This is a genomic window from Micromonospora sp. NPDC018662 (assembly GCF_044391475.1).
In the GTDB taxonomy this organism is placed as follows: domain Bacteria; phylum Actinomycetota; class Actinomycetes; order Mycobacteriales; family Micromonosporaceae; genus Micromonospora.
Map to the genome: position 1 here is coordinate 50207 of NZ_JBISAC010000005.1, position 15866 is coordinate 66072.

Sequence of the window (15866 nt, forward strand, 5' to 3'; positions counted from 1 at the left end):
CGGCTCCCGGCGTACGTCAGCGGGCGTAGCTTCGAGGTGTTAAGCGGGGGCCCCGCCTCTACCGAAAACGTTAATGGGGGGCCCTTCCTTACACGGCGGCGAGGACGGCGGCCTCGACGCGGGCCCGCTGCTCGTCCGGCAGGCCGGCGCCGACCAGGTAGAACGTGTCCACCACGTCGCCGCCCAGCGTGGCGATCCGGGCGGCGCGCACCTGGGCGCCGGCCTCGTCGAGCGCGCACGCGACCCGGTAGAGCAGGCCCGCCGCGTCGGCCGCGCGCAGCTCCAGCAGCACCGCGTCGGTGGCCGCCTCCCGGTGCCAGACCACACGCGGCGCGGCGCCCCGGCTGCGCGCGGCGAGTGCCCGGCCGCGCAGCCGCTGGGTGACCGAGACGTCGCCGGCCACCGCGCGGCGCAGGTCGGCGCTGAGCGCGATCGGGTCGGGGGCGAGCCCGTAGCGCGGCTGCACCCGGCACTCCACCAGGGCCCGGCCGTCCACCGTGGCGGCGTCCGCGGAGATCACCTCCAGCCGGTGCAGGGCCAGGCATCCGGCCACCGTGGCGAGCAGCCCGCGCCGGTCGGCCGCGGCCACCGACACCCGGTCCTCCCCCAGGTGTACGACCGGCAGCGGCCCGGCGACCAGCGCCGGGTCGGGGGCCGGCGGGGCGGGCACCACGCCGGTGTCCAGCGTGGTGCGCACCCGGGCGACCAGCTCCGCGACCAACCGGCCCTTCCAGCCGGACCAGGCGGCCGGGCCGGTGGCGGCGGCGTCCGCCTGGACCAGGGCGTGCAGCAGTTCCAACGTGCCGGTGTCGCCGACCCGCTCGGCCACGCCGGCGATGGTCTTCGGGTCGGACAGGTCCCGCCGGGTGGCCACCTCGGGCAGCAGCAGGTGCAGCCGGACCAGCGTGCCGATCAGCGCCGCCTCGGCCGGGGGCAGCCCGATCCGGGCGGCCACCGCCTCGGCCAGCGGCGCCCCGACCACCGAGTGGTCCCCTGGCAGTCCCTTGCCGACGTCGTGCAGGAACGCGCCGAGCAGCAGCAGGTCCGGGCGTTCCACGTCGCGGGCGTGCCGGCTGGCCTCGTAGGCGGTCTGCACCAGGTGCCGGTCGAGGGTGAACCGGTGCACCGGGTTGTGCTGGGGCAGGCTGCGCATCCGGGTCCACTCGGGCAGCCAGCCGTCGATCAGCCCGTACCGGTCGCAGGTCTCCCAGGCCGGCACCAGGCCGGGGCCGGCGCCGAGCAGGGTGGTCAGCGCGGTCCGGGCGGCCGGCGGCCACGGCGCGGGCAGCGGCGGGCAGTATGCGGCCAGCCACTCGCAGGTGGCGCGCGCGATGGGCAGCCGGGTGGTGGCCGCCGCGGCGGCGACCCGCAACGACAGGCTGGGGTCGGGGCGGGCCCCGATCGCGGTCCGGGCGAGCACCAGCTCGCCGTCCTGCTCGACGACGTCCCGGGCGACCGGGCGGCGCACCGGCCGGCCCGAGGCGGCGCGCTGCCGGCCGGAACGGAGGCGGTCGGCAGCGCGCCAGGCGTCGTCGAGCGCGTGGCGGACGGTCCGCGCGTCGCCGGCGGTCAGCCGCAGCAGCGCGTCGCCCTCGTCGACGCCGAGGAGCTTCGCCACGCCGTCGCGCTCCTGGGCGAGCAGGCGGTCGACCCGGCGGCCGACCTGCTGGTGCAGGGCGTCGCGGGTGTCCAGCAGCCGCCGGTGCGCGGCGTGCACGGCGGGCCGGAGCGCGTCGGTGACGCCGGCGGTGGCGATGGCGCGCAGGATGCCGACGTCGCGCAGCCCACCGGCGGCCTCCTTGAGGTCGCCTTCGAGCAGGAACGCCAGCTCGCCGTGGGCCTCCCAGCGGGCGGCGGTGATCTCGCGCAGCCGGGGCAGTTGCCGGATCGCGGTGCGCCGCCAGTGGTCGGTGGCGGTACGGGCGAGCTGGTCGGTCAGGGCCGGGTCGCCGGCCACGTGCCGCGCGTCGAGCAGCCCGAGCGCGACCTTGACGTCGTCCTGGGCCACCGAGAGCGCCTCGGTGACGGTGCGGACCGAGTGGTCCAGCCGCAGGCCGGCGTCCCAGATCGGATACCAGAGCGCGGCGGCCAGCTCGTCGACGCCGGGCACCCCGGCGTGCAGCAGCACCAGGTCGAGGTCGCCGCAGGGGGCGCACTGGCGGCGTCCGAGCCCACCCACCGCGACCAGCGCGACGCCGGGCCGGCCCGGGAAGATCCGGCGCAGCCAGGCGTCGAGCGCGTCCGCGCGGGCGGAGCGGGCCGCCTCGCCGACTCCCCCGGGTACGCCGGCGACCTCGTTGACCACGGGCGCGCCGTCCCCGGTGGGGGCGGCGGCCGTGGTCAACGAGGTCACGTCGGCGTGTTCCGTGCTCAGAGCGCGTCGAGCCCGCGCTCGCCGGTACGCACCCGGACGACCTCCTCGACGCCGGTCACCCAGACCTTCCCGTCGCCGATCTTGCCGGTCCGGGCGGCGCCGACGATGGCGTCCACGATCTTGTCGACGTCCATCTCGTCGGTGAGCACCTCGACCCGGATCTTGGGCAGGAACTCGACCGTGTACTCCGCACCTCGGTAGACCTCGGTGTGCCCCTTCTGCCGGCCGTAGCCCTGAACCTCGCTGACGGTCAGCCCGGCCACGCCGAGCGCGTGCAGGGCCTCCTTCACCGCGTCCAACTGGTACGGCTTGATGACCGCGGTCACCAGCTTCATGTCCAACCCCTCCATCCCAGGAACGTTAACCGGCGACCTTCTCGCCCACCGGCGCGGCGGACGGGTCCGCCTCGTCGGCGGGCTCCGGGCTCGGCTTGCCGCCGCCGATCCCGGCCAGGGCGAACGCGCTCGTGCTGCTGCCCGTGGTGGGCGACAGGTCGTACGCGCTCTCCGCATGCTCGGCGACGTCGATGCCGTCGACCTCGGCCTCGGCCGACACCCGGAAGCCGATCGTCTTCTGGATGGCGAAGGCGAGCAGCCAGGCCACGCCGCCCGACCAGACGGTGACGATCAGACCGGCCAGCGCCTGCCGGCCGAGCTGGGTGACGCCGCCGCCGTAGAACAGGCCGTCGGACGCGCCGACCACGTCACCGATCGCGCTGTTGACGGAGTTGGTGGCGAAGAACCCGAGCCAGAGCGAGCCGATCCAGCCGCCGACGAAGTGCACGCCGACCACGTCGAGCGAGTCGTCGTAGCCGAGCTTGTACTTCAGGCTGATGGCGAGCGCGCAGACCGCACCGGCGACGAGCCCGAGCAGGACCGCCGCCCAGGGGGCGATGAAACCGCAGGCCGGGGTGATCGCGACCAGACCGGCGACGGCGCCGGAGGACGCGCCGACCATGGTCGGACGGCCGTCCTTGATCCGCTCGACCAGCAGCCAGCCGAGCACCGCCGCGGCGGTGGCGAGCTGGGTGTTGAGGAACGCCAGGCCGGCCACCGAGTCGACGGTCAGCTCGGAGCCGGCGTTGAAGCCGAACCAGCCGAACCAGAGCAGACCGGCGCCGAGCGCGACCAGCGGGATGTTGTGCGGCTTCATGCCCTCGCGGGGCCAGCCGACCCGCTTGCCGAGCACCAGCGCCACGCCGAGCGCCGCCGCACCGGCGTTGATGTGCACCGCGGTGCCGCCGGCGAAGTCCAGCGCGTGCAGCTTGGCGCCGATGATGCCGCCGCCCCACACCCAGTGCGCGACCGGGAAGTAGACCAGGGTGGCCCAGCCGAACGCGAAGAGCAGCCAGCCGGAGAACTTGGCCCGGTCGGAGATGGCACCGCTGATCAGCGCGACGGTGATCACCGCGAAGACCATCTGGAACGCCATGAACACGTAGAGCGGGATGCCGATGCCGCTGGGGTTCTCCGCCGTGGCGCCCCAGAGGTCGGTCTCGGCGAGGAACGTCTTGGTGCCGAGGTAGGCGCCCGGGTCACCCCAGAGCCCGTTGACGTCGCTGCCGAACGCGACGCTGAAACCGTAGAACCACCACAGAACAGAGATGAGCCCGATGGCCGAGAAGCTCATCATCATCATGTTGAGCACGCCCTTGGACCTGTTGAGGCCGCCGTAGAACAGCGCCAGGCCGGGGGTCATGAGCAGCACGAGAGCGGTCGAAACCAGCAGCCAAACGGTGTTGCCGCCGTCGATCGTCGGTGCTTCAGGCACGCTGGCCTCCTAAGGGTGAATGTCCTCCTTCGCGGCTTCCGGGGCAGCGTCGCCCGTACGCCGGTTGCGCGGAAGCTTGGTCGGCCGCTGTTTCCTTCACCGACACCGCTCGATTTCCGACGCGTGACGGGTTGTTTCCGGCGTGTGAAGAACGCCGATCTTGCTCAGCGCAGCGCGTACTCCAGGTGGTGCCGCTCGTAGTCGAGCAGGCGCAGGTCCCGGATCGGGCGGCGGAGGTGGCCCTTGTGCACGATCCGGACGAACGCCGGCTCACCGGCCGCGGCCATCCGTCGGATGCCCTCGACGTGGTCGACGATGCGCTTGCGGATGGTGCGGATGAGCCGGTGCCGGTCGCGCGGGATCAGCCCGTACGCGTCGGCGAACAGCCGCAGCCGGCGCGGTCGGTCCGGGCGCTTCCAGCCGAGCGTGATCGAGTCGCGGTCGGAGAAGATCGGCACCCAGGTCCAGGCCGCGTACGCCACGTCGTAGATGCGGGCGCCGGGCGAGGCGAGGTCGAAGTCGATCAGCCCGAGCGTGCCGTCGGGACGCCAGATCACGTTGTGCGGCGCGGCGTCGTGGTGGCAGATGACCTCGGTGTCCGGCGGAGGTGGCCCGAACGAGCGCCAGACCGCGCCGGGCGGCGGGGTGAAGCCGTACTGGGCGTCGTGGAACATCCGCAACATGGTGGCCACCGTGACCAGCGCCTCGTCGGTGACCCAGTGCGGGGCCAGCGGATACTCCCCGCACTCCCCCTCCAGGTACGACAACACCTCCCGGTTGCGCTCGTCCATGCCGAGCGCACGCGGCGCACCGGTGAAGCCGACGTATTCCAGGTGGCGCAGCAGCGCGTGCACCGAGGGCGTCCACGGGCCGGCGTTGCGCCGGACCGTGTCGCCCACGCGGACCACGGTGCTCACGTTCCCGCCGTGCAGCGGGATCTCCTGCGAAGTCACGTACGGTCTCCCGAGGCGCGGCGCGGGGTGGTGGGGGTCGCGCCACTCCGGGTAGGCGCGATCGTCGGTCGTCACGGGAGGGGTTACGCGTCCCGGCCGGGCGGCTCGGTGCCGAGCAGCGCGTCGACGAACTGCGCCGGGTCGAACGGGGCCAGGTCGTCCTTGCCCTCGCCGAGCCCGACCAGCTTGACCGGGATGCCGAGCTTGCGCTGCACGGCGATCACGATGCCGCCCTTGGCCGTCCCGTCGAGCTTGGTCAGCACCACGCCGGTGACGTTTACCGCCTCGGTGAAGACCCGGGCCTGTTCCAGGCCGTTCTGACCGGTGGTGGCGTCCAGGATCAGCAGCGTCTCGTCGATCGGGCCGTGCTTCTCCACCACCCGCTTGACCTTGCCCAGCTCGTCCATCAGGCCGACCTTGTTCTGGAGCCGGCCGGCGGTGTCGATGAGCACGGTGTCGACGCCCGTCTCGATGCCGCGCTTGACCGCGTCGAACGCGACGCTGGCCGGGTCGGCGGCCTCCGGGCCGCGCACCGTCTCCGCGCCCACCCGGCCGCCCCAGGTCTCGAGCTGGTCGGCGGCGGCGGCCCGGAACGTGTCGGCCGCGCCGAGCAGCACGCTGCGGCCGTCCGCGACCAGCACCCGGGCGATCTTGCCGCAGGTGGTGGTCTTGCCGGCGCCGTTGACGCCGACCACCAGCACCACCGCCGGGACGCCGTCGGTCGGCGTGGTGCGCAGCGACCGGTCCAGGCCGGGGTCGAGCGCGTTGACCAGCTCGGTGGCGAGCAGGGTGCGCAGCTCGTCGACGGTGCGGGTGCCGAGCACGCGGGTGCGCTCCCGCAGCCGGTCGACGATCTCCCGGGTGGAGTCGACGCCGACGTCGGCGGTGATCAGGCTGTCCTCGATCTCCTCCCAGGTGTCCTCGTCGAGCCGGTCGCGGCTGAGCAGGCCGAGCAGGCCCTTGCCGAACGCGTTCTGGGAGCGGGACAGTCGGGAGCGCAGCCGGACCAGCCGGCCGGCGGTGGGCTCGGGCACCTCGACCGGGGGCGCCTCGACCGGCGGCGCCTCGACCACCACGCCGGTCGTCAGCTCCGCCTCCGGGGCCTCCACCGGCGGGCCGGCCAGCTCCTCCTCGGTGCGGGTGTCGACCTCCGTGCGCGGCAGCGGCGGCTCGGGGCGCCGGCGCAGCCGGGGCACCACGAGGCTCAGCCCGCCGATGATGAGCACGCCGAGCAGGGCGAGAGCGACGAGGAGGTATTCCTTCATGCCCGAAATCCTGTCAGATGCCGGCGACGGCGTCCCACTCACCGCCTCGGCACGCGAACAACCTGCGGGTACGCTCGCGTTCGGAAGGCGTACCGCAACCGCCGGCCGGGTAGGAACGCCCAAACGATCTTGTCGGAGGTAGACGCCGTGCCCGGTTCCCGCCTGCTCATCGGCCCACTCCTGCGCCGGGTCGTCGACACGCGGGCGACGGTCTGGGTGGAGACCAGCGCGCCCGCCGTGGTCACCGTCCGCACGGCCGACGGCGCCACCGGCAGCGCGCCCACCTTCTCCGCGTACGACCACCACTATGCGATCGTGGTGGTGACCGGGCTCACCCCGGACCACGCCACCGAATATCAGGTGCTGATCGACGACGAGGTGGCCTGGCCGCTGCCGGACAGCGCGTTCCCGCCCAGCGTGATCCGCACCCGCGCGGCAGACGACGCCGACCAGCCGGTGCGCCTGGTGTTCGGCTCCTGCCGGGAGACCACCCAGCACTCCACCGCGCGCAAGCTGCCGCCGGACGCGCTCGACGCGTACGCCCGGCGGGTGATGGCCGCGCCCGAGGAGAACGCGCTGCCCGACCTGCTGGTGCTGCTCGGCGACCAGGTCTACGCGGACGAGACCTCACCGACCGTGCGCAAGCTGCTGAAGCGACGCCGGCGGCGGCCGAAGGACGCCCCGGCCACCCAGGTGGTCAGCTTCGACGAGTACACGAAGCTCTACCTGGAGTCGTGGCGGGATCCGGAGATCCGCTGGCTGCTCTCCACCGTGCCGAGCGTGATGATCTTCGACGACCACGAGGTCATCGACGACTGGAACACCTCGCAGTCGTGGCGGGCGGACATGCGCGAGCAGCCCTGGTGGGCCGAGCGGATCCGCAGCGGCCTCGCCTCCTACTGGGTCTACCAGCACCTGGGCAACCTGAGCCCGGACGAGATCGCCGCCGACCCGGTCTACGCGAAGGTGATGGCCGCCGAGGACGCCACCAGCGTGCTGCACGAGTTCGGCGCGCGGGTGGACACCGAGGCCGACCTGGCGCACGACACCGAGCGCTGGCGGGCCGTGCAGTACCAGTGGAGCTACGCGCTGGACCTGGGCCGCACCCGCCTGGTCATGCTGGACAACCGCTCCAGCCGGGTGCTGCTGCCGGGCAGCCGGGCGATGCTCCCGTCGGGCGAGTGGTCGTGGTTCCTGGACCAGGCGCACGGCGCCTACGACCACCTGGTGGTGGGCACCTCCCTGCCGTGGCTGCTGCCACCGGGCATCCACCACGTGGAGGCGTGGAACGAGCGCCTGGCCGACTCCGACCGGCAGTGGGTGGCGCGGCTCGCCGAGCAGATGCGCCGGGCCTGGGACCTGGAGCACTGGGCGGCGTTCCGGCGCTCGTTCGAGGCGCTCGGCGAGCTGTTCGCCCGGCTGGGCAGCGGCACGGCGGCGCGCACCGGCGCCCGGGTGGGCGCCGGTCCGGCGTACCCGCGGCCGGCGTCGATCAGCGTGCTCTCCGGCGACGTGCACCACTCGTACGTGGCCCGGGCCCGGTTCGCCGACCGCGGCGTGAAGACGCCGGTGCACCAGCTCACCTGCTCGCCGATCCACAACCAGGTGCCGGCCGCGATGCGCCCGCTGATGACGCTGGGGTGGAATCCGGGGCCGGCCGGGGCGACCCGGGCGCTGGCCCGGTCGGCCGGGGTGCGTCGGCCGCCGGTGCGGTGGCGGAAGCTGGCCGGACCCTACTTCGGCAACGCGGTGGCCACGCTGACCCACCGGGGCCGGTCGGCCGCCGTGGTGATCGAGGGCACCACCAGCGGGGGCGAGTTGCGGCCGGTGGCACGCCAGCAGCTCAGCGACGAGGGATGAGTACCCTCTGACCGTGGACGAGACGCTGCGGGCCGTGGAACACGAGTTGACCGCGCTGCTGCGCCGCGGCCGGGCGCTGTCCTGGGAGATCGCCCGCGAGGTCCACCCGAACCTGGAGCCGAACGCCTACGGGCTGCTGCTCTGGCTGCGCCGCTCCGGTCAGATCCGCCTCACCGACCTGGCCGTCAAGCTGGGCATCGGCAAGGGCACCCTGAGCCGGCAGATCGGCGGCCTGGAGACGCTGGGTCTGGTCCGCCGCGACCCGGACCCGACCGACCGGCGGGCCGCCCAGCTCAGCCTCACCGAGGAGGGCACCCGGCGCTTCGACGCGGCGCGGGCGGCCCGGCTCGGGCAGATCCGGCGGTCGCTGGAGAACTGGCCGGCGGAGGACGTGGCGGCGTTCGCCCGGCTGATGCACCGGTTCAACGAGACGTTCTGAGCCGCACCGGGGAATAGGACGCGCACCACGCGCGGTTGTTGCTCAAGGCAACCAAACCGTACGGTTGCCCGAGGCATCCGTTTCACTCTCCCCCTTCGGAGGCAACCCACGATGACGCAGGCGACCGTGCCCACCCGGGCCCCCGCCGTCGACATGTCCCACCGGCAGATCCTGGAGGCGCTCTCCGGCCTGCTGCTGGGCATGTTCGTCGCGATCCTCTCCTCCACGGTCGTCTCGAACGCGCTGCCAAGGATCATCACCGACCTGCACGGCAGCCAGTCCGCGTACACCTGGGTGGTCACCTCGACGCTGCTGGCCACCACCGCGACCACCCCGATCTGGGGCAAACTGGCGGACCTGACCAGCAAGAAGGTCCTGGTGCAGCTCGCCCTGGCCGTCTTCGTGCTGGGCTCGGTGCTGGCCGGGCAGGCCCAGACCACCGGCGAGCTGATCGCCTGCCGCGTGGTGCAGGGCGTCGGCGCCGGCGGCCTCACCGCGCTGGCCCAGGTGATCATGGCGACGATGATCGCCCCGCGGGAGCGCGGCCGGTACAGCGGCTACCTCGGCGCGGTGATGGCGGTCGGCACCATCGGCGGCCCGCTGATCGGCGGCGTGATCGTCGACACCGACTGGCTCGGCTGGCGCTGGTGCTTCTACGTCGGCGTGCCGTTCGCCGTGCTGGCCCTGGTGGTGCTCCAGAAGACGCTGCACCTGCCCGTGGCGAAGCGCAAGGTCACCATCGACTGGTGGGGCGCCACCCTGATCACCGCCGCCGTCTCGCTGCTGCTGATCTGGATCACCCTGGCCGGCGACAAGTACGACTGGATCTCCTGGACCAGCGCGGCCATGGTGGCCGGCGCGGTGCTGCTCGGGGTGCTCGCCGTCCGGGTCGAGCAGCGCGCCGCCGAGCCGATGATCCCGCCGCGGCTGTTCCGCAACCGCACCATCACGCTCGCCGTGGTGGCCAGCATCGCGGTCGGCGTCGGCATGTTCGGCTCCTCCGTCTTCCTCGGCCAGTACTTCCAGATCAGCCGCGGCGAGAGCCCGACCATGGCCGGCCTGATGACGCTGCCGATGATCGGCGGGCTGCTGGTCGCCTCGACCGTGGTCGGCCGGATCATCACCAGCACCGGCCGCTGGAAGCGCTGGCTGGTGACCGGTTCGGTGCTGCTCACCGCCGGCTTCGCGCTGATGGGCGGCATGCGGGTGGACACGCCGTACTGGCGGCTCGCGATCTTCATGGCGCTGATCGGCCTCGGCCTCGGCATGACCATGCAGAACCTGGTGCTGGCCGTGCAGAACACGGTCGGCACCCACGAGCTCGGCGCGGCCAGCTCGGTGGTGGCGTTCTTCCGCAGCCTCGGTGGCGCGGTCGGCGTCAGCGCGCTCGGCGCGCTGCTCGGCCACCGGGTCACCGGCTACCTGGCCGACGGGCTGAGCCGGCTGGGCATCCCGGCACCCGACTCGGGCGGCGGTGGCGCGCTGCCGGACGTGCACGCGCTGCCCGCCCCGATCCGCGCCGTGGTGGAGTCCGCGTACGGGCACGGCGCCGGCGACATCTTCCTGGCCGCCGCCCCGTTCGGTCTGCTCGCCCTGATCGCGGTGGTGCTGATCCGGGAGGTGCCGCTGCGCCGCACCAACGCCGACCCGGTCGCGACCGAGGCCGAGCGGGAGCCGACGGTGACCGCCGCCCCGGTGGTCCGATGAGCGCGCCCGAGCGTGAGCGGTACGGCCCGCAGGCCCGGCCGCTGCCCTACGAGCGGGGCACCGACGGGCCCCGGGTGGTGCTGGTCGGCGTGGACGGCAGCCGCACCTCGATGCGGGCCGCCTCGTACGCCGCCGGACTGGCCCGCCGGCAGGGCGCCGGCCTGGTGGTGGTGTTCGTCAGCTCACCGGCGCCGTACAGCGGCATCATGTCCGGCGTGGTGGCCGGCGCGGTGCAGCAGACCCACGACGAGCTGGCCGACGAGCTGCGCGCCGAGTGCCGGCGCGGGGCCGAGGAACTGGCCCTGCCGGTGACGTTCCTGAGCCGGCGCGGCGACGCGTACGCCGAGCTGTGCCGGGCCGCCGACGAGCACCGGGCCGACCTGGTCGTGGTCGGCTCCTCCGAGCAGGCCGGGCACCGGCTGGTCGGCTCCGTCGCCACCCGCCTGGTCCGCGCCGGCCGCTGGCCGGTCGTCGTGGTGCCCTGAGGTGTAAGGAGGGGCCCCCGGTTAACGCCTCGCGTTGTACCGGGGCCCCCTCTTAACATCGCCGGGATGACAACCTGGACCGCACCCGAGATCGACCGCCGCCACGAGCCCTTCGTCGCCGACGAGCGCGCCATGCTGCAAGGCTGGCTGGACCTGCACCGCGACACGCTGCGACACAAGTGCGCCGGGCTGACCGCCGAGCAACTGCGCACCCGCAGCGTCGAGCCGTCCGGGCTGACGCTGCTCGGCCTGGTCCGGCACATGGCCGACGTGGAGCGCTGGTGGTTCCGCGTCCACGCCGCCGGCCTGGAGCTGCCCGACATGTACGACTACAGCAAGGATCCGGACGCCGACCACAACGACATCGCCGACGCCGACCCGGCCGAGGCGTTCGCCACACTGGTCGCCGAGATCGAGGCGGCCGACCGGGCGGTGGCCGACCTGCCGCTGGAGCACACCTTTCCGCATCGCCGCCGCGACGGCAGCACCAAGGAGATCAGCCTCCGCTGGGTGTACGTCCACATGATCGAGGAGTACGCCCGGCACAACGGCCACGCCGACCTGATCCGGGAGCGCCTCGACGGCGTCACCGGCTGCTGACCGCGCGGGCTCAGTACGCCAACGCGGCCCGCAGGTAGCGCAGGTCGGCCGGCCCGCTCCACCGGTGCGCGGAGAGGCCGGCCACCCGGGCGCCGGCCACCGCGCGGTCCTGGTCGTCGACGAACAGCACCCGGCCCGGCGGCGTGTCCAGGGCCGCGCAGGCGGCCTGGAAGTATTCCTTCGCCGGCTTGTGCACGCCGACGACCGAGGAGTTGACGATCACGTCCAGCTCGTCGGTGAGGCCCAGGGCGGCCAGGTCGGCGTCGAGCAGGTCGGTCGCGTTGGTGCCCAGCCCGACCCGGAGGCCGGCCGCCCGCACCTCCCGGACGAACGCGAGCACGTCGGGGTCGACCTCGCCGCGGTAGCGCTGCCACTCGTCGACCGCCGCGCGGGCCCGGGCCGGGTCGCCGACCGACGGGGTCAGCGCGTCCGCCACGCTCGCCATCCACGCGGCGTGGCTCATCCGCCCGGTGAGCACCGGTTGGAGCAGCCCCCAGGACATCGCGATCTCACCGAGGACGCCCTCGGTGAGCCCGTACTCCCGCTCGACGCCGGCGGCCACCGCCGGGTCCCAGCGGCGCAGCACGCCGTCGAAGTCCACCAGGAGCGCCGTGGCGCGTTCCCGACTCACTCGTCTGTCTCCTGCCCGTCGTCCTCGGCCCGGTTGAGCCGCTGGCTGATCACCTGGGTCACGCCGTTGCGCATGGTCACGCCGTAGAGCGCGTCGGCGATCTCCATGGTCCGTTTCTGGTGGGTGATCACGATCAGCTGGCTCTTCTCCCGCAACTGTGCCATCAACGTGATCAGCCGGCCCAGGTTCACGTCGTCGAGCGCCGCCTCCACCTCGTCCATGATGTAGAACGGGCTGGGCCGGGCCCGGAAGATCGCCACCAGCATGGCCACCGCGGTCAGCGACCGCTCGCCGCCGGAGAGCAGCGAGAGCCGCTTGATCTTCTTGCCCGGTGGGCGGGCCTCGACCTCGACGCCGGTGGTGAGCAGGTCCTCCGGGTCGGTGAGCACCAGCCGGCCCTCGCCGCCGGGGAAGAGCACGGTGAAGACCTGCTCGAACTCCCGCGCCGTGTCCTCGAACGCGCTGGCGAAGACCTCCAGGATCCGGTCGTCCACGTCCCGGACCACGGTGAGCAGGTCCCGCCGGGTCGCCTTGAGGTCCTCCAGCTGCTCGGAGAGGAACTTGTAGCGCTCCTCGAGCGCGGCGAACTCCTCCAGCGCGAGCGGGTTCACCTTGCCGAGCAGGGCCAGTTCCCGTTCCGCCTTGGCGGCCCGCTTCTCCTGCGCCGGCCGCTCGTAACGGACCGGCTCGGGCACCGGCCGGCCGTCGGACTCGGCGAGCGCGGCGTCCGCGTCGGTGGGCGGGACGAGCTGGTCCGGGCCGTACTCGGCGACCAGCGTGGGCACGTCCAGGCCGAAGTCCTCGGCGGCCTTCGCCTCCAACTGCTCGATGCGCAGCCGCTGCTCGGCGCGGGCCACCTCGTCCCGGTGCACCTGGCTGGTGAGCCGCTCCAGCTCGGCGGCGAGCCGCTTGGCCGCGCCGCGTACCTCGGCCAGCTCGGCCTCGCGGGCGGCGCGCTCGCGGGCCACCGCGTCGCGGTGCTCCTCGGCCCGGGCGACTGAGACGGTGAGTCGGGTGAGCGCCTCGCGGGCGCCGCCGACCACGGCGCGGGCGATCTCCGCGCCCCGGACCCGGGCCGCCCGCCGGGCCGCCGCCCGCTCCCGGGCTGCCCGCTCCGCGGTCGCCTGCCGGGCCAGCGAGTCGGCCCGGCCGGCGATCGACGCGACCCGCTCCTCGGCGGTACGCACCGCGAGCCGGACCTCCATCTCGTTCTGCCGGGCCGGCGGCACCATGGCGGCGAGCTGGTCGCGTTCCTCGGTGGACGGCTCGGCGTCGATCGGGGTGACCTCGGCCAGCCGCAGCCGCTCCGCCAGCTCGGCGAGCGCCGCCAGGTCGCGTTCCCGAGCCGCCTCGGCCCGCGCCCGGGACTCGCCGAGCCGGTCCGTCTCCGCCTTGGCCGACCGTGCGGCCGCGCCCAGCTCGGCGAGGCGGCGGGCGGCGGCGTTGCGGTGACTCTCCGCCTCCCGCTTGGCGGCGGCGGCGTGCTGCACGGCCTCCTTCGCCGCGGCCACCTCCGCCCGCGCCTCGGCCAACTGCTCGCGCAGCTCGGCGGCGGTGTGCTCGGCGGTGGCCCGGTTGGCGCGGGCCTCCTCGACCGCGGCCTGCACCTCGATGAAGCTCGGCGCCTTGGCCGACCCGCCGGCCGCCGCGTACGCCCCGACCACGTCACCGTCCGGGGTGACCGCGCGCAGCTCCGGGTTCGCGGCGACCAGCTCGGCGGCGGCGGCGAGGTCGTCGACCAGCGCCACGTCGCGCAGCGCCCGGTGCACGGCCGGGCGGATCCCGGCGGCGCACTCCACCAGGTCGGGCGCCCACCGGGCGGCGTCGGGCAGCTTCGGGCGCAGCGCGTCCGCCGGGCCGTCCATGCCGGGTCCGGCGGGGCTGCCGACCAGCAGCCCGGCCCGCCCGGCGTCGGAGATCTTGAGCAGTCGCATCGCCTCGACGGCCTCGTCCACGCCGGTGACCGCCACCGCGTCGGCGAGTCCACCCAGCGCGGCGGCGAGCGCGGCCTCGTCGCCGGGCGCGACGGTGAGCAGCCCGGCGAGGCTGCCGAGCAGGCCGGGCACCTGGTCGGCGCGGGACAGCAACGCCCCGGCGCCGTCCTTGCGGCGTAGACCGAGCGCGAGCGCCTCCTCCCGGGCCTTCCAGGTGGCGGCGTCCTTCTCGGCCGCCCGCTCGGCGTCGGCGAGGCTGCGCACCGTCGCCTGGGCCCGCTCGTGCCCGGCCACCGCCTCGGCGTGCCGGGTGTCCAGGTCGGCGTTGTCCCGGTCCGCCTCGGTGGACTGCTCGGCGACCGCGTCCAGGTCGGCCTGCGCCGCCTCGGCGCGACCCAACGCGTCGGCGTGCGCCGCGGCGAGCCGCTCGATCTCCTCGCCGGCGCTGGTGGTCCGCGCCCGGGCGGAGTTGACCTGGCCGGTCAGCCGGGCCAGCCCCTCGCGCCGGTCGGCGATGGCCTTGGCGGCGACCACCAGTTCCCGTTCGGCGGCGGCGAGCTGCCGTTCCAGCTCCTGCCGGTGCTCGACCGCCTCGGCGAGCCGGATCTGGTCGTCGGTGAGCGCCGCGCGCAGCTCCTCCTCCTGCTCACGGACCCGCCGCGACTCCGCCTCGAGCTGCTCCGGGTCGCGACCGGGCCGCTCGTCGTCGCCGGTGGCGCTGAGGTGCCGCAGGCGTTCCCGGGCGAGCTGCTCGATGGACCGGAAGCGCTCCTGCAACGCGGAGAGCTTGTACCAGGTGTCCTGGGCCGCCGCCAGCAGCGGAGCGTCCTCGGCGAGCGCCGCCTCCAGCTCGCCGAGGCGCCCCTGCACCTCGCCGTGCTCACCCTCGATCTGCTCGCGCCGCTCGCGCAGCGCGGTCTCGTCGGCGATCTCCTTGTCGAGCGTGGTCCGCAGCGTGTGCAGGTCGTCGGCGAGCAGCCGGAGCCGGGCGTCGCGCAGGTTGGCCTGGATGGCGGCGGCCCGCCGGGCCACCTCGGCCTGCCGGCCCAGCGGCTTGAGCTGGCGGCGCAGCTCGGCGGTCAGGTCGGTGAGCCGGTTGAGGTTCACCTGCATCGCGTCGAGCTTCCGCAGCGCCTTCTCCTTGCGCTTGCGGTGCTTGAGGACGCCGGCCGCCTCCTCGATGAACGACCGCCGGTCCTCCGGCTTCGCGTGCAGCATGCCGTCGAGCCGACCCTGGCCGACGATGATGTGCATCTCCCGGCCGATGCCCGAGTCGGAGAGCAGCTCCTGGATGTCGAGCAGGCGGCAGGAGTCGCCGTTGATCTCGTACTCGCTCTCACCGGAGCGGAACATCCGGCGGGTGATGGAGACCTCGGTGTACTCGATCGGCAGCGCGCCGTCGGTGTTGTCGATGGTGAGGGTGACCTCGGCCCGGCCCAGCGGCGCCCGCCCGGCGGTGCCGGCGAAGATGACGTCCTCCATCTTGCCGCCGCGCAGCGCCTTGGCGCCCTGCTCGCCGAGCACCCAGGCGATGGCGTCGACGACGTTGGACTTGCCGGAGCCGTTCGGACCCACCACGCAGGTGATCCCAGGCTCCAGCTTCAACGTCGTGGCGGAGGCGAAGGACTTGAAGCCCTTCACCGTCAGGCTCTTGAGATGCACCTTCTCGATCCTCGTCCGGTGGCCGCCGTACCGTCGCCGGAGCCGCGGACCTGGTGAACCCGCAGACTAACCCGCCACGGGCAGACGGCCGGCACGCGACCCACCCGGGTTTCCGCCGACGCAATTCCGGAACGGCTCACAAGATCGAGAATTGCAGAAAGGGTACGCACATGGCTGCGCGCCGGC

Annotated in this window: 12 protein-coding genes; 5 read left to right on the top strand and 7 right to left on the bottom strand. The window is 73.9% G+C overall.

The features are described 5' to 3' along the window. Window positions 1-88 precede the first annotated feature (88 nt). The 5 genes from ACH495_RS16785 to ftsY form a co-directional block, all read right to left on the bottom strand. On the bottom strand, window positions 89-2353 hold the full coding sequence (locus tag ACH495_RS16785) for a [protein-PII] uridylyltransferase (protein WP_396858634.1): 2265 nt from the start codon (window positions 2351-2353) through the stop codon (window positions 89-91). A gap of 17 nt (window positions 2354-2370) precedes the next feature. Continuing rightward, window positions 2371-2709, bottom strand: coding sequence for a P-II family nitrogen regulator (locus ACH495_RS16790; protein WP_013284578.1), 339 nt, complete (start codon window positions 2707-2709; stop codon window positions 2371-2373). Window positions 2710-2734: 25 nt separating this feature from the next. Then, the gene (locus ACH495_RS16795; protein ID WP_396858635.1) at window positions 2735-4144 is read right to left on the bottom strand and encodes an ammonium transporter; all 1410 of its coding nucleotides are present in this window, start codon (window positions 4142-4144) and stop codon (window positions 2735-2737) included. 164 nt (window positions 4145-4308) lie between these two features. Further along, window positions 4309-5172: an aminoglycoside phosphotransferase family protein gene (locus ACH495_RS16800; RefSeq protein WP_396858636.1), complete on the bottom strand. Its 864-nt coding sequence runs from the start codon at window positions 5170-5172 to the stop codon at window positions 4309-4311. Window positions 5173-5180: 8 nt separating this feature from the next. Then, on the bottom strand, window positions 5181-6362 hold the full coding sequence (ftsY, locus tag ACH495_RS16805; protein ID WP_396858637.1) for a signal recognition particle-docking protein FtsY: 1182 nt from the start codon (window positions 6360-6362) through the stop codon (window positions 5181-5183). Window positions 6363-6509: 147 nt separating this feature from the next. Between ftsY and ACH495_RS16810 the strand changes: the two genes are divergently transcribed. From ACH495_RS16810 to ACH495_RS16830, 5 genes are all read left to right on the top strand, one after another. Beyond that, complete coding sequence (locus ACH495_RS16810) at window positions 6510-8222, top strand: alkaline phosphatase D family protein (RefSeq protein WP_396858638.1); 1713 nt, start codon at window positions 6510-6512, stop codon at window positions 8220-8222. Window positions 8223-8235: 13 nt separating this feature from the next. Beyond that, window positions 8236-8661, top strand: coding sequence for a MarR family transcriptional regulator (locus tag ACH495_RS16815; protein ID WP_343442993.1), 426 nt, complete (start codon window positions 8236-8238; stop codon window positions 8659-8661). 111 nt (window positions 8662-8772) lie between these two features. Further along, window positions 8773-10368 carry an MDR family MFS transporter gene (locus ACH495_RS16820; protein ID WP_396858639.1) on the top strand — a complete coding sequence of 532 codons (1596 nt, stop codon included), beginning with the start codon at window positions 8773-8775 and terminating at the stop codon, window positions 10366-10368. Next, on the top strand, window positions 10365-10853 hold the full coding sequence (locus ACH495_RS16825; protein WP_396858640.1) for a universal stress protein: 489 nt from the start codon (window positions 10365-10367) through the stop codon (window positions 10851-10853). The genes ACH495_RS16820 and ACH495_RS16825 overlap by 4 nt, the downstream gene beginning before the upstream one ends. A gap of 66 nt (window positions 10854-10919) precedes the next feature. Then, complete coding sequence (locus tag ACH495_RS16830; RefSeq protein ID WP_396858641.1) at window positions 10920-11453, top strand: DinB family protein; 534 nt, start codon at window positions 10920-10922, stop codon at window positions 11451-11453. Between the two features lie 10 nt (window positions 11454-11463). Here the strand turns inward: ACH495_RS16830 and ACH495_RS16835 are convergent, their stop codons facing one another. Then, the gene (locus ACH495_RS16835; protein WP_396858642.1) at window positions 11464-12084 is read right to left on the bottom strand and encodes an HAD family hydrolase; all 621 of its coding nucleotides are present in this window, start codon (window positions 12082-12084) and stop codon (window positions 11464-11466) included. Then, window positions 12081-15680 carry a chromosome segregation protein SMC gene (gene smc, locus ACH495_RS16840; RefSeq protein ID WP_396858643.1) on the bottom strand — a complete coding sequence of 1200 codons (3600 nt, stop codon included), beginning with the start codon at window positions 15678-15680 and terminating at the stop codon, window positions 12081-12083. The genes ACH495_RS16835 and smc overlap by 4 nt, the downstream gene beginning before the upstream one ends. Between the last annotated feature and the right edge of the window lie 186 nt (window positions 15681-15866).